Here is a 12,933-nt window from a genome sequence, read left to right as displayed (position 1 = left end):
GCACTGCGGGTTTCGCGGCGCACTGCGGGTTTCGAGGAGAGGGACGGCCCGGCATGAATGGATCGGTCACGGCGGTGTGCAGCGACAGCGAGCACGCGTTCAGCAAGCCGACGCGCGAGCGGATCACGCTGCTAGCCGGGCTCGGGGTCGAGGGTGACGCGCACCTGGGCGTCACCGTCCAGCACCGTTCCCGGGTCGCCCAGGACCCGACCCAGCCCAACCTCCGTCAGGTCCACCTCATCCACGAGGACCTGTTCACCGAGGTCGCCGCTGCGGGCTTCGCTGTGCGACCGGGTGACCTCGGCGAGAACATCACCACAAGCGGTATCGACCTCCTGGCCCTGCCGGTCGGCACGCTGCTGCACATCGGGGACACCGCCGTCGTCGAGGTGACCGGGTTGCGCAACCCCTGCCGGCAAATCGATGGGTTCTCCGATGGCCTGCTCAAGCAGGTGGTGGGCCGCGACGCGAAGGGCGAAATCGTCCGCAAGGCCGGGATCATGGGCATCGTGCGCAAGGGCGGCGCCGTCCGTCCGGGCGATGCGATCCGGGTGAAGCTCCCGGTGGGCCCGCACCGGCCCTTGGAGCGTGTCTGAGCCCTGCCGCTCCGCGGCCCACGGCTCCGCCTTCGCTCCAGCGGGCTGCTCCAGCGGGCGCTCTGAGTGCGGGGTTGCCGCGCGTGCCGGCCGGCTATTCGGGACGTACGGCCAAGGCATCCAGCGCGGCCAGCAAACCGGGCAACTCGGCCCCACGACCAACCGGCAACACCTCACCCGGCTCGTCATCCAGCAGGACGAACGCGATGTCATCGGTCCGAGCCACCAGACTCCAGCCCGGCCCATCAGCGCGCAGCGTGCGAGCCTGGCCCGACGCGTACGCCGAACGCACCCGACCCGGCGGCGGGGGCGTACGCACGTAATCGTGCGCCTCGCGCAGGACTCGGCGTACGCCCGCGTGACCTGGCCCGTCGCCGTGAGGCCCGGCCGCCGCGGGGGTGGCCGGCGGACGCCGGTCGGTGGATGGGGCGGCGTGGCCAAGGGCGATGGCGGAAGAAGGCCCTGCGGAAACACGGGCCACCACTGCCGGCTGCGCCTGCGAGGCCGTACCCCCTTCCGCGAACATCGCCGCACCATCGACCTGCTGGCGCCACATCACCCACTGCAACGCGATCTCGTCCGCGCCGAGCCGTCGTTGCGCCGGACCCCACCGATCGCAGTCCGGCGGGCTGAGCGGCTGCCGGGTCAGCCCGTCCGGGCCGGGTTCGGGTGGCGGATCGTGGGGCGCGGGTATCCCCGGCGCGGCGACCGCGACCGCTAGCGGCCAGCCGGGCAGGGCGGCCACGATGGTCCGCTCACCGGGCGACAGGTCATAGGCCAGGCCGCAATCCCAGGCCGCGACCGCGCAGGCGACCAGCGACACATCGTCGGTGACCACCGTCCAACGGGCGCCGGCACCGTCCTGGCCGAGCACCAGACCGTATCCATCGAGGTGCGGCGCGAGACCGAGCACCGCGCACACCTGCGGGTAGTCGTCGCCAAGGACGCTGGGGAACTGCGCCGGGGTGACTAGCACCGCGGTCAACACATACAGCGCTTCATCGTTCAACTCGTCCGTCGCGAGCACCACGGCCTCCCTCTCCGTTCCATCGTCCGGCGCACCTTAACCAGCCAGTAACTACGGCGTCGATACCCGGGACAACACCCATGCCGAGCTGCGCGCCATGCGCGCACGACCGGCCCGCCGGATAGCCACGCCCATGACGGAACGTAACCTTCCGGTGCTGCACACGTGCGCAGTGGCGCCTGTGAGGTGGTGATGCGTACGACGCGTAGGGGGCGACTCGCGTGGCCCGCGCCGCTTGCGCGCTCGCCCCCTATCGTCTTTCGCTGAGGTCGCTGAGGTCGCTGAGGCCGTTGAGGTCGCGCCATCTAGCCGGCAGCGGCCTCACGGCGAGGGCGGGCCAGCCTCGATGCCGCCAGGAATTGCGTACTCCGTATCACCGTGCAAAGCGCTGACGCAGCCCAACGAACACCTCCGGCCGCCCCTTGCCCTGCGCCGTATACGCCTGCCAACTGCACCGCCACCCCCTTAGAGTTGAACCCCAGGCGTTGTGCCTCCGGACCACCGAAGGGAAGCCAGCTCTATGCGGCGATACGACTGGCTACGAGAGATCCAGCGGCTCGACCCCGAGCGCGACTTCCTCCGCATCTACCGCATCACCGTCACCCATGAGTTCCCCTGGGACTTCACGCGGGCTTTGGAATTGGCTCTCTTTCGGACCTATGCGGTGCCCAGCATTGGCAGCCTGCTCGCCGAAACCGGTGAATTCACCGAACGCACCCAAAAGCGCTACGACGACACGGCATTGCTGCTCGACGCGGTAGCGGAGCACGGCTTCACGACGAAGGAGGGACGCACCGCGATCCGGCGCATCAACCAGATGCACCGCGCCTACGACATCAGCAACGATGAGATGCGGTACGTGCTGAGCACCTTCGTGGTGACGCCCAAGCGTTGGCTGGACGCGTACGGCTGGCGGCGGTTGTGTGAGCACGAAAAGCAGGCGGCGGCCCGGTACTACCACACCCTCGGCACCCATATGGGGATCACCGACATCCCCGAAACCTTTCAGGACTTCGAGCGCTGCCTCGACGGTTACGAGGCTGCGCACTTTGGGTGGGACGAGGGCGGCAGACGGGTAGCCGACGCGACCCGCGACCTGATGGCCTCCTGGTACCCGCGTCCGCTGGCGCCGCTGGTCCGGGCGGCGAGCGTGGCCCTACTCGACACGCCGCTGCGGCGTGCCTTTCGATACCCGGCGCCGGGGCCGTTGACCACCGCGGTGGTGCGAGGGGCGCTGCGGCTGCGCGGCACCGCAGTACGGTTGCTGCCGCCACGCCGTCAGCCCCACTACGCCCGGCAGAACCCGCAAATCAAGGGCTATCCGGACGGCTACGCACTAGCCGACCTCGGCACCTTTCCGTTCGGGCGGGGGGCTCGTACGGCCCGGACCGGTGGCTCTCGGCCTGCGCTGGCACCCGGTTGCCCCGTTGGCCATCTATCGCTCCCACCGCGGAACACGGAAGCGGAAGCGGAAGAGCAAGGGTAGGTACGCCTGCGGCCCGGGCCTCGGCTGCCTGGTTCGGCACCCCGGAACAGGCTCCCCGGTCTGGGCCGGGGCTGCTGGGTCCGGCAGACGAGAGACCAGTCCAGCGGCGAAGACCGTGCCCACCATGCCGTCCCGCAGCGGCAGAGCGCATGCGTTAGTGACCGCGAGCCCGGCCACCGCGGTCGCCGCCAGCTACTACCGGGGCCGACAGCATGGCTACGCAGACGTCAACACCGAGCACCACGTCATGGGGTCTCACCGAGCCCGGGCCCGGCAGCGGGCCGGGTAGCCCGGCCGACGCGGTCGCCCAGGCCCCGAAGGAAGGTGATCAGCTCAGGCGGCTCATGCACCGTGAACTCACACCCCAGCGTCGCCAGCCGCAGCGCGAGCCACTCCAACGAGTCGGCCGAACTGTGCAACCGACAGCGATGCTCATCAATCGCCGTGAGGTCCCCCGGTGCGTCGCCCAGTGACCCGGCCACCGCCGCGAGCGGCGCGTGCAAGGTGGCTACGGCCCGGTAGGTGGGGGCCAGGCCGCGGAGCGAGGCGGCTACGTAGGCCGCCGCGTCCGGCGCGGGCAGGCTGCGTGGCTCGGCGCGCGCCCCGGTCAGTTGCGGCTCCCGTACACGGTCCACCCGGAACACGCGCCAGTCCTCGCGGTCGTTGTCGTACGCGACGAGGTACCACCGCCGCCCCGTGGCCACCAGCCGATGTGGTTCCACTAGCCGCTGGCTCTCTGTGCCACCGGGAGCGGCGGACAGCTCCTTGCCGTCCTCCGCCTCGTCGCCCGACCTGTTACCCGACTTGCGACCCGACGGCTCTGTGTCAGCCCCCGCCTCGTCGTGGGACCCGGTGCCGGCTGGGCCTGCGGTCGCCCAGGCTCCGCTTCGGTCTCCGGCACGTCCCCACACCGCGCGGTACCGGAACCGCACCCGCTCTTGCCCGGCCACCGCGGAGGCGAGCACGCTGAGGGTCTCCGCATCCACTCCAGGGCCCTGGTCCGCTGGCAGCGGTACGGTAGCGGCGCTGAGCGCCCGCACTCGATGCCGAAGCCGCGACGGCAGTACCTGATCCAGCTTGGCGAGCGCCCGCAAGGACGCTTCCTCGACGCCGTTCACAGCCTGGCCGGCCGTACCCCGCAAGCCGATGGCGATGGCCACCGCCTCCTCGTCATCGAGCAGCAGCGGCGGCATGGCCGCACCCGCCACCAGCCGATAGCCACCAGCGGCGCCCATCGAGGCCCGCACCGGATATCCGAGGTCGCGCAGCCGCTCCACATCACGGCGCACCGTGCGCGGACTGACCCTGAGGCGAAGCGCAAGCTCGCTGCCTGGCCACTCGCGCGGTGTCTGTAGCAGCGACAGAAGGCGCAGTAGCCGGGCCGGGGTGTCGGTCATGCGCCCAGCATGCCAGCGACACCTGCCGATATAGGCCAGGAATTGACCTCTATCAGCCAGCGACAGCTGCGGATAGAGGCCACGAACTGACTTTTTACGGCACTACTCTCACCCTTAACTTCAGGTTGATGGCCGGCCGCCGCGTGCTGATCGCGGCCCGATCGCGCGTCTGACGGGCGAGCCCGTGAGGTTGTGCCGGCTGCGAGTGGCCGTAAGGCCCGCCGCACGCCCATCGAGCGCCGCCTGGCTGGTTGGCGGTGACGACGCCTTGTCGGCCGGGCTGCCGTGAGGGCTCGGCTGCTGCCCTGTTTCGACGCCTACGTCGTCGGCTGCGACCCGCGCGGGCTTCTGTTCCCTCGGCGCTGCGGCGGACCGCGCGCTCAGCCGCACCGGTCAGGCAGGTCACCATGCGGTGCTACTCGGCGAAGGAGTGGTCGCCGGCGTATGGCACCAGCGCCGTGCGGGCCGCAGGTTACCCATCACGGTGGAGCCACTGTGCCGGCTTACCACCACGGACCGCCGCCAACTGGACGAGCAGCTAGCCCGCGTCGGCCAGCTCCTGGACGCGACCCCCGACCTGACGATCGGCAAGGTGACGGTGGGCCCGCACGCGTGAGCCCGTACGGATATGTCTGCCCGAGTACCTCCGGCTGCGTGCGGCACCCGATGGCTCGTGCGCGGCGCAGCCGGGTTCCGGGACTCAGCTACGCGCCGAGGTGGCGCGGCGGAAGAGAGCCGTCCACAGGAAGGACGCGCCGAAGTGCTGAGATTCGCGGGGCTCGGCGTGCATGCGGCGCAGTTCGACCTCTGTCAGATCGCAGAAAATCCGCCGTAGGGATGCGGGGGTGTAGGCGAGTCCGCCGTGGAGGCCGGACCGGCGGTAGAAGTCCGCATCGGGGAGCTCGGAGCCGGAGCCACCCTCCCCGGCAGCGAAGCAGGCCAGGGCGAAGTGGCCGCCGGGAGCGAGCGCACGATCCAGGAGCGCCAGATAGCTGATGCGTCGGTGGGGCGGCAGATGGTGGAAGCAGCCCGAGTCGTAGATCAGCTCGTACGGGCCGCTGAGCGCGGTCGCGGCAAGGGCGAAGGCGTCGCCGCAGTGGAACCGGATATCGGCCCCCACGTCGCGGGCGCGCTCGCCGGCCCAACCGATGGCCCCGGGGGAGAGATCAACGGCATCCACATCAAAGCCCAAGGACGCCAAATAGAGCGCATTACGGCCCGGCCCGCACCCCACATCGAGCGCTCGGCCCGGTGCGATCAGCCCGCGGTCGAGATACGAGACCAGGTTCTCATCCGGTGTGGCCGCGAAGAATGGCACGGGCCGTGAGCGGTCGGCGTAAAAGGTGTCCCACCAGGCGGCAGCGTCGGCCGTCCAGCGGTCGGCCTCTGGAGCGAACAGGTCGTCCATGAGCGTCAGTACGTCGTCGATGGTGCGTACGGTCCGGTCCATCCGGCCCCCTTTCGCATGGGTGAACGCTATGGCCTGCAACAGGAAAGAGCCCAGCTCAAGAGCTGTTACGCGGGAGGCTGCACGGCCGCTGTCGCGATCCGTGTGGGGGTGTGCAGGGCACCTACCTTCGACCGGGCTTGCGGCACCGTTCGTGCGCCTGTGAAGGGTCGTCACGCACGCTTCTTGAGCGGTGCCCGCAGCGGTTTCTCAATAATTTTGTACGGCACAGGCTCAAAGCCCCAGCCCCAGCCCGCTACCGCGGTTTGCGCGACGTCCTTGCCGAGCGCTCTCGCCGAGAAGGAGACACGCCAGCAACTCACCCGGCGCGGTGTTGTGTCCCCCAACTCCGCCGCGCGCTCTTCGCCCTGGAGCGGGCCGGCGTCTGGTGCGCTCTCCAGCCCAGGAGTTCCCTGGATCGTCACTGAAGGTGACCCTGCCGCATGCCAGGACCACGACGAACGGTGCCGTTTCACCGTCAACACCCAGCGCCAACGCGGCCGTAGCGGGCCGGGTTCCGTCTTTGTCCACAGTGCCCGCTCGTCAGGCAGACAAGATCATCTCCGTTCGAGCACACACCACATCGGAGCGGCCTGCGGGCCGCCGTCCGCGCGGATGGTGGAGGGCGTTCCGGCACGGGTGTGTGACGAGAGACAGGCTCGCCACAGTCCCGCTGTCAACTGTTCTGCCGTGTCTCCATCGTGTGCCAGAGCGGGCACAAGGGCACCTCAAAGCCAAGGCCGGGTTGCCGAGACGGCGACGGTGAGCAAGGCTGGCACGGCAGTTGCGGGGAACGCCGTACGGGGAGGCGAGGGGCATGGCACTGACCAAGGGGCTCGACTGGCTGCTGGACGACTTGACCAAGCGGATCGAGCACATACGGCACGCTTTGGTGCTGTCCAACGACGGCCTGGTAACCGGAGCGAGCACATCGCTCGTCCGGGAGGACGCGGAACACATGGCAGCCGTCGCATCGGGTCTGCACAGCCTTGCCAAGGGGGCCGGCCACCATTTTCAGACAGGTCGCGTGCGCCAGGTCATGATTGAGTTCGAGGAGGGCGTGCTGTTTGTGACGGCTGCGGGCGACGGCAGTTGTCTGTGTGTCCTCAGCCACGAGGACGCAGACGTCGGTCAGATCGCCTACGAAATGGCCCTTCTCGTCAACCGTGTCGGTGAGCACCTGGGCGTCCAGGTGCGTCAGCAAAGTGGTGTGCCGGGCACCGTCTAAGACGCCGGGCGCAAGCCGGTCGGAGTTATCCACAGGCCTGCCACGCGACGTCTTCCCCGAGTTATGGTCGTCACTGTCAGTGATCGATCGGTGAGGGGAAGACGCCATGGTGGTACACGCATGGGATGAGCGGGCGGCGGCGGGGGCGACCGTGTCGCTGGGCAGCGCCGCCCGAGAACTTGGCTGGCAGCGCCGAGAGTTGGAATTCGCTGTGCAACTCGGCGAGGTGCGCTCGGTGGGTGGTGGCGAGCCAGCGGTGTGGAGTCGCTCGACGACGGCCTGCGGTCCACCGGGCCCGGCAGTGCCGGGGGCGTCATGGCGAAGGCGGGTCATCCGGGCGGAGATCGAGCGGTTGGCCGCAGATGTGTGCGCCGCTGTGGCACTGCGCTCTCGGCTGCGGTTGATGGGCACAGCGCAAGCAGCGGAGCTGCTGGGCATCAGCCCGGGACGGTTCACCCGCCTGGCGCGCGGTGGATGCGTTAGTCCTGCACGCTTCTACGTCAATCGCTACCGGGCCGTGGTCTGGCTCTATCTGGCGGTCGAGCTGGCGCAATTCGCCGCACACCAACCCGGGTTGAGCGCCGCCCGGACCCCGGAGCGACTGCGGGCCGCGCTGCGCACGGGCGCCGACTGGCGAGGGCGGAACTGGCGGGCGCGGCGGGTCGGGCAGTTGCTCACCCAAAGCGCCGACCCCTGGGAGCGGGCCGCCGCATCGGCCGCCGTGCTCAGCGCCGATGCGCTGGCCGAGACGGTGCCGGACCCGGCAGAGCGGGCCTATCTGCGAGAGCTCGACCCGCCCCTGAGTCCGGTGCGTGCCGTGGCCCCTGCCGTGCGCGCCGCGGTGGACCAGGTGCTGACAGCGGACGATCGGGAGGAGGCGATCTGGCACCAGATCGGTCTTGCTACGGCGCTGGAGGATGCACGACTGACCCGGCGGGCACCCCGCCCGGCGTTGCCCGCACCCGTGCATCCCAGCGGGCCGACCGACCACATGGCTCCCCGGGCCTGCGTGACGCGCCCCGCTCTCGTTGAGCCGCTGGGCCCGATCGACCGCGGAGCTTTGACCGGCGCAGGCCCAAAGAACGCGGGCCAGGACCCGTCCGCGCCCCACGATGGTGCGATGGCTGCGGCGCACGCGCGACCGGGCGCTGTTTGGCAATGGCTGTCGCACACGGCTGCTACGCGCAGCGCCCAGGAGACCACGAATTCCCGGCAGCCTCAGACCACCGCCGTGCAAAGGGCCACCCGCACCAGGGAGCGGTCACGCGGCAGCGACCGGGAGCCACAGACCAGACGGCGACCTCCGGGGCGTTGACCCTCACACCTGCGTCTCGGGGCGGCGATGCGGTCGGAACAGGCCCTCCTGCATGACCGAGACCAGCAGCGCGCCGTCCCGGTTGAAGATTTGGCCGCGGGCCAGACCACGTGCGCCCGTCGCGATGGGCGACTCCTGCTGGTAGAGGAACCATTCATCGGCACGGAAGGGCTGATGAAACCACATCGCGTGGTCCAGCGATGCCATGTCGAAGCCGCGCGGCCCCCACAGCGGTTCGATGGGGATGCGCACCGCATCCAGCAGGGTCATGTCACTGGCATAGGTGAGGGCGCACGTGTGCACAAGCGGGTCATCACCCAGCGGGCCCACCGCACGCATCCACACCCCGCTGCGCGGTTCCGCCCCCGCCAATTCCTCGGCCGTCCACCGCAACGGCTCGACGTAACGGATGTCGAAGGCCTGCCGCCGCTCCATGCGGCGTAGCGCCTCGGGGAGTTCTCCCAGATGCTCGCGGATCGCGTCGCCGAGCCGGGGCAGCGACTCCGGCTCGGGGACCTTCGGCATCGGCACCTGATGCTCGAAACCCGGCTCCGATTGATGGAAGGAGGCCGTCAGATTGAAGATCGTCCGCCCCTGCTGGACGGCGACCACCCGCCGGGTGGTGAAGGATCGACCGTCCCGTACGCGCTCCACCTGGTACACGATGGGCACCCCCGGCATGCCCGGCCGCAGAAAGTACGCGTGCAGCGAGTGCACCGGGCGATCCCCGTCCGTGGTCCGTCCCGCCGCCACCAGGGCCTGCCCTGCGACCTGTCCGCCGAACACCCGCTGGAGCGATTCGTCGGGGCTGAGACCGCGGAAGATGTTGACCTCGATCCGCTCCAGGTCGAGCAGATCGACCAGCCGCTCGGCGGGATTGGTCATCGGTGATGCTCCTTTGTTGAAATGCCGGGGCGTGTCGCCCGGCCACCGCCCGGCGCGAGTGGCGTGTGGGAGGTTACAACTGGCCCACGTCGGTTACGCGGACCACCGCCCGGCCTTCCTCGTCCGACGCGGCCAGGTCCACCTCGGCGGAGATGCCCCAGTCGTGGTCGCCGTTCGGATCGGCGAAGGTCTGCCGCACCCGCCACAGTCCGTGCTCCGGCTGCTCCTCGATGCGCAGCAGCTTGGGGCCACGCGCGTCGGGTCCGGTGCCAAGTTCCTGGTACTCATCCCAGTACGCGTCCAGCGCCCGCCCCCAGGCTTCCGCGTCCCAGCCCGACTCCGCGTCGAGCTCTCCCAACTCGTCCGCCTTGTCCAGCGCGGCCAACTCCACCCGGCGGAACATGGCGTTGCGCACCAACACCCGAAAAGCGCGGGTGTTCGCGGTGACCGGCTTGACCTGGTCCGCGCGCTCCTGCGCCTCCTCCGCCGACTCCACCTCCGGATTGGCGAGTTGCTCCCACTCATCCAGCAGGCTGGAGTCCACCTGCCGCACCATCTCGCCGAGCCAGGCGATCAGATCCTCGAAGTCGTCCGACTTCAAATCGTCCGGCACGGTGTGATCCAAAGCCTTGTACGCGCTGGCGAGGTAGCGCAGCACGATGCCCTCGGTGCGCGCCAGATCGTAGAACGAGGTGAATTCGGTGAACGTCATCGCCCGCTCGTACATGTCGCGAATCACCGACTTGGGCGACAGCGGATGGTCGCCCACCCACGGGTGACTCTTGCGGTACACGTCGTACGCGTGCGACAGGATCTCCTCCAGCGGACGCGGATAGGTGATGTCCTGCAAAAGCTCCATCCGCTCCTCGTACTCGACGCCGTCCGCCTTCATTTGCGCCACGGCCTCGCCCCTGGCCTTATTCTGCTGGGCGGCCAAAATCTGCCGGGGGTCATCGAGCGTCGATTCGACGACGGACACCATGTCCAGGGCATACGAGGGAGACTCCGGGTCCAACAGCTCGAACGAGGCAAGTGCGAACGTAGACAGCGGCTGATTGAGCGCGAAGTCCGCCTGCAAATCGACGGTCAGCCGGACGATCCTGCCGTCGGCGTCAGGCTTGTCCAACTGCTCGACCACACCGCCATCCAGCAGGGACCGATAGATGGCAATGGCGCGGCGGATGTGCCGAAGTTGGTTCTTGCGCGGCTCGTGGTTGTCTTCCAGCAGCCGGCGCATCGCCTCGAACGCGTTGCCCGGCCGGGCGATGATCGCAAGGAGCATGGTGTGCGTCACGCGGAACCGGGAAGTGAGCGGCTCAGGGTCGGCGGCGATCAGCTTCTCAAAGGTGTTCTGTCCCCAACTCACAAAGCCCTCGGGTGCCTTCTTACGGACCACCCTGCGGCGCTTCTTCGGATCGTCACCGGCCTTCGTCAGTGCCTTCTCGTTCTCCACCACGTGCTCGGGGGCCTGCGCCACCACAAACCCGGCGGTATCGAATCCGGCTCGCCCGGCGCGCCCGGCGATCTGGTGAAACTCACGGGCGCGCAGTGTGCGCACCCGCTGCCCGTCGTACTTGGTCAGCGCCGTGAACAGCACCGTCCTAATGGGCACATTGACGCCGACGCCAAGCGTGTCCGTACCGCAGATCACCTTCAGCAAACCGGCCTGCGCAAGCCGTTCCACCAGCCGTCGGTACTTGGGCAACATCCCCGCGTGGTGCACTCCGATGCCGTGCCGGACATAGCGCGAGAGGTTGCGGCCGAACTTGGTGGTGAATCGGAATTTTCCGATCAGCGCCGCGATCTCGTCCTTCTCGTCGCGCGAGCACATATTGATGCTCATCAGGGCCTGCGCCCGCTCCACGGCCGCGGCCTGGGTGAAGTGCACGATGTAGACCGGGGCCTGGCGCGTTTCCAGCAGTTCGGTCAGCGTCTCGGTGAGTGTCGTCGTTCGGTACTCGTAGCTCAGCGGTACCGGCCTGGTGGCCGAGCGGACCACGGCGGTCGGCCGCCCGGTACGCCGGGTGAGGTCCCCCTCGAACCGTGTGACGTCGCCCAGCGTCGCCGACATCAGTACAAACTGCGCCTGCGGCAACTCAATGATCGGGATCTGCCAGGCCCACCCGCGGTCTGGCTCCGCGTAGAAGTGGAACTCATCCATCACCACCTGACCCACGTCAGCGTTCTTTCCATCCCGCAGTGCGATGGACGCCAGCACCTCGGCGGTGCAGCAAATGATCGGAGCGTCGGCGTTCACGGACGCATCGCCGGTCAGCATGCCCACGTTCTCGGTGCCGAACATCTTGCACAGCTCAAAGAACTTCTCCGAGACCAGCGCCTTGATCGGAGCGGTATAGAAGGTCACCTCATCGCGCGCCAACGCCGCGAAGTGCGCCCCTGCCGCAACCAGGCTCTTCCCCGAGCCGGTGGGCGTGGACAAGATGACATTCGACCCGGAGACCACCTCGATCAGTGCCTCCTCCTGAGCGGGGTAGAGCGAGATGCCCCGTTCCTCCACCCACGTCGAGAAGGTCTCGAAGAGGGCATCGGGGTTGGCGTCGCTCGGCATCTGATCGATAAGAGTCACGCCCCCATACTGCCTGCTCTTGGCCTTCAGGCGGGAACCGGCTGTGCTGACGAAGATCGTTCGCAGCTAGGCTGTGCCGGGCCGATGAGAAGACCACCCGCCGAGGCGCGGGCGCGAGCAGGGGCGGGGAACGACGATGATGGGACCGGCGCATTCGCTGTCCGGAGCGGCAGCCTGGCTGGGGGTGGGCGCGGCAACCGGGGCCGCCGGGCACCCCATGCCCTGGCCCGTGCTCGTCGTCGGCGCGCTGATCTGCGCCGGGGCCGCGCTAGCCCCGGACCTGGACCACAAATCGGCGACCATATCCCGCGCCTTCGGACCTCTCTCGCGTGGCCTGTGCGAGGTGATCGACCGTATCTCCCACGCCACCTATCAGGCCACCCGAAAAGCAGGCGATCCGCGCCGCTCCGGCGGACATCGCACGCTCACGCACACCTGGGTGTGGGCCATGCTGATCGGCGGAGGCGCCTCGGCGCTGGCCGTGACCGGTGGCCGCTGGGCTGTGCTTGGTCTGCTCTTTGTGCACATGGTGCTCGCGGTCGAGGGGCTGCTGTGGCGCATGGCCCGCGTCTCCAGCGACGTCCTGGTCTGGCTCCTGGGAGCAACCAGCGCCTGGATTCTCGCCGACATCCTCAACAAGCCGGGCAACGGCTCGGACTGGCTGTTCACCGGGGCCGGCCAGGAGTATCTGTGGCTGGGCCTGCCGATCGTGCTCGGCGCTTTGGTGCACGACATCGGCGATGCGCTGACCGTGTCCGGCTGCCCGATCTTGTGGCCCATTCCGATCGGCCGCAAGCGGTGGTATCCGCTCGGCCCGCCAAGGATGATGCGCTTTCGTGCCGGAAGCTGGATCGAGCTCAAGGTTTTGATGCCTGTCTTCATGCTCTTGGGCGGCGTAGGCGGACTCGGAGCGCTCGGCTTCCTGTGACCTGCCGCTGGTGCGCGAGCCCGGGAGTGCCCAGGTC

The 12,933-nt window shown here is 68.8% G+C and carries 12 protein-coding genes; 6 read left to right on the top strand and 6 right to left on the bottom strand.

Translation table 11 applies throughout. The features are described 5' to 3' along the window. Nucleotides 1-53: 53 nt before the first annotated feature. Nucleotides 54-596, top strand: a complete 543-nt coding sequence (locus tag FHS42_RS23255) for an MOSC domain-containing protein (protein WP_184575023.1) — start codon at nucleotides 54-56, stop codon at nucleotides 594-596. A 94-nt stretch (nucleotides 597-690) separates the two neighbouring features. Here the strand turns inward: FHS42_RS23255 and FHS42_RS23250 are convergent, their stop codons facing one another. Then, complete coding sequence (locus FHS42_RS23250; protein ID WP_184575021.1) at nucleotides 691-1,623, bottom strand: hypothetical protein; 933 nt, start codon at nucleotides 1,621-1,623, stop codon at nucleotides 691-693. A 520-nt stretch (nucleotides 1,624-2,143) separates the two neighbouring features. Between FHS42_RS23250 and FHS42_RS23245 the strand changes: the two genes are divergently transcribed. Next, complete coding sequence (locus FHS42_RS23245; protein ID WP_184575019.1) at nucleotides 2,144-3,109, top strand: oxygenase MpaB family protein; 966 nt, start codon at nucleotides 2,144-2,146, stop codon at nucleotides 3,107-3,109. A gap of 245 nt (nucleotides 3,110-3,354) precedes the next feature. Here the strand turns inward: FHS42_RS23245 and FHS42_RS37395 are convergent, their stop codons facing one another. Next, nucleotides 3,355-4,506, bottom strand: coding sequence for a helix-turn-helix transcriptional regulator (locus tag FHS42_RS37395; protein ID WP_184575017.1), 1,152 nt, complete (start codon nucleotides 4,504-4,506; stop codon nucleotides 3,355-3,357). 412 nt (nucleotides 4,507-4,918) lie between these two features. On the opposite strand from FHS42_RS37395, the gene FHS42_RS23235 reads away from it, so the two are divergent. Next, nucleotides 4,919-5,122, top strand: coding sequence for a hypothetical protein (locus FHS42_RS23235; RefSeq protein WP_184575015.1), 204 nt, complete (start codon nucleotides 4,919-4,921; stop codon nucleotides 5,120-5,122). 84 nt (nucleotides 5,123-5,206) lie between these two features. Here FHS42_RS23235 and FHS42_RS23230 read toward each other — a convergent pair whose 3' ends face one another. Continuing rightward, nucleotides 5,207-5,956, bottom strand: a complete 750-nt coding sequence (locus FHS42_RS23230; RefSeq protein WP_184575013.1) for a class I SAM-dependent methyltransferase — start codon at nucleotides 5,954-5,956, stop codon at nucleotides 5,207-5,209. A 170-nt stretch (nucleotides 5,957-6,126) separates the two neighbouring features. After that, nucleotides 6,127-6,378, bottom strand: coding sequence for a hypothetical protein (locus FHS42_RS23225; RefSeq protein ID WP_184575011.1), 252 nt, complete (start codon nucleotides 6,376-6,378; stop codon nucleotides 6,127-6,129). A gap of 392 nt (nucleotides 6,379-6,770) precedes the next feature. Here FHS42_RS23225 and FHS42_RS23220 point away from each other — a divergent pair, with 392 nt between their 5' ends. Both FHS42_RS23220 and FHS42_RS23215 read left to right on the top strand, forming a co-directional pair. Then, nucleotides 6,771-7,181, top strand: a complete 411-nt coding sequence (locus tag FHS42_RS23220; RefSeq protein ID WP_184575009.1) for a roadblock/LC7 domain-containing protein — start codon at nucleotides 6,771-6,773, stop codon at nucleotides 7,179-7,181. A 106-nt stretch (nucleotides 7,182-7,287) separates the two neighbouring features. Beyond that, a complete protein-coding gene (locus tag FHS42_RS23215; protein ID WP_184575007.1) occupies nucleotides 7,288-8,496 on the top strand; it encodes a DUF6397 family protein in 1,209 nt (402 codons plus the stop codon). Between the two features lie 3 nt (nucleotides 8,497-8,499). Here the strand turns inward: FHS42_RS23215 and FHS42_RS23210 are convergent, their stop codons facing one another. Together FHS42_RS23210 and FHS42_RS23205 are read right to left on the bottom strand one after the other, a co-directional pair. Continuing rightward, nucleotides 8,500-9,381, bottom strand: coding sequence for an acyl-CoA thioesterase (locus tag FHS42_RS23210; protein ID WP_184575005.1), 882 nt, complete (start codon nucleotides 9,379-9,381; stop codon nucleotides 8,500-8,502). 73 nt (nucleotides 9,382-9,454) lie between these two features. Then, nucleotides 9,455-11,968 carry a DEAD/DEAH box helicase gene (locus FHS42_RS23205; RefSeq protein WP_184575003.1) on the bottom strand — a complete coding sequence of 838 codons (2,514 nt, stop codon included), beginning with the start codon at nucleotides 11,966-11,968 and terminating at the stop codon, nucleotides 9,455-9,457. Nucleotides 11,969-12,104: 136 nt separating this feature from the next. Here FHS42_RS23205 and FHS42_RS23200 point away from each other — a divergent pair, with 136 nt between their 5' ends. After that, entirely contained in the window at nucleotides 12,105-12,896 is a 792-nt protein-coding gene (locus tag FHS42_RS23200) for a metal-dependent hydrolase (protein WP_184575001.1), read from the top strand. The last annotated feature ends 37 nt before the right edge of the window (nucleotides 12,897-12,933 follow it).

This window comes from Streptomyces zagrosensis (genome assembly GCF_014203645.1).
Lineage (GTDB): Bacteria > Actinomycetota > Actinomycetes > Streptomycetales > Streptomycetaceae > Streptomyces > Streptomyces zagrosensis.
The sequence above is the reverse complement of the archived record's forward strand: the minus strand, read 5'-3'. Positions and strand labels throughout refer to the sequence as shown.

What these genes read in the sequence shown, in the direction of transcription:
- FHS42_RS23210 (WP_184575005.1), bottom strand. Translation starts at nt 9,381, where the DNA reads ATGACCAATCCCGCCGAGCGGCTGGTCGATCTGCTCGACCTGGAGCGG.
- FHS42_RS23215 (WP_184575007.1), top strand. Translation starts at nt 7,288, where the DNA reads ATGGTGGTACACGCATGGGATGAGCGGGCGGCGGCGGGGGCGACCGTG.
- FHS42_RS23220 (WP_184575009.1), top strand. Translation starts at nt 6,771, where the DNA reads ATGGCACTGACCAAGGGGCTCGACTGGCTGCTGGACGACTTGACCAAG.
- FHS42_RS23255 (WP_184575023.1), top strand. Translation starts at nt 54, where the DNA reads ATGAATGGATCGGTCACGGCGGTGTGCAGCGACAGCGAGCACGCGTTC.
- FHS42_RS23245 (WP_184575019.1), top strand. Translation starts at nt 2,144, where the DNA reads ATGCGGCGATACGACTGGCTACGAGAGATCCAGCGGCTCGACCCCGAG.
- FHS42_RS37395 (WP_184575017.1), bottom strand. Translation starts at nt 4,506, where the DNA reads ATGACCGACACCCCGGCCCGGCTACTGCGCCTTCTGTCGCTGCTACAG.
- FHS42_RS23230 (WP_184575013.1), bottom strand. Translation starts at nt 5,956, where the DNA reads ATGGACCGGACCGTACGCACCATCGACGACGTACTGACGCTCATGGAC.
- FHS42_RS23200 (WP_184575001.1), top strand. Translation starts at nt 12,105, where the DNA reads ATGATGGGACCGGCGCATTCGCTGTCCGGAGCGGCAGCCTGGCTGGGG.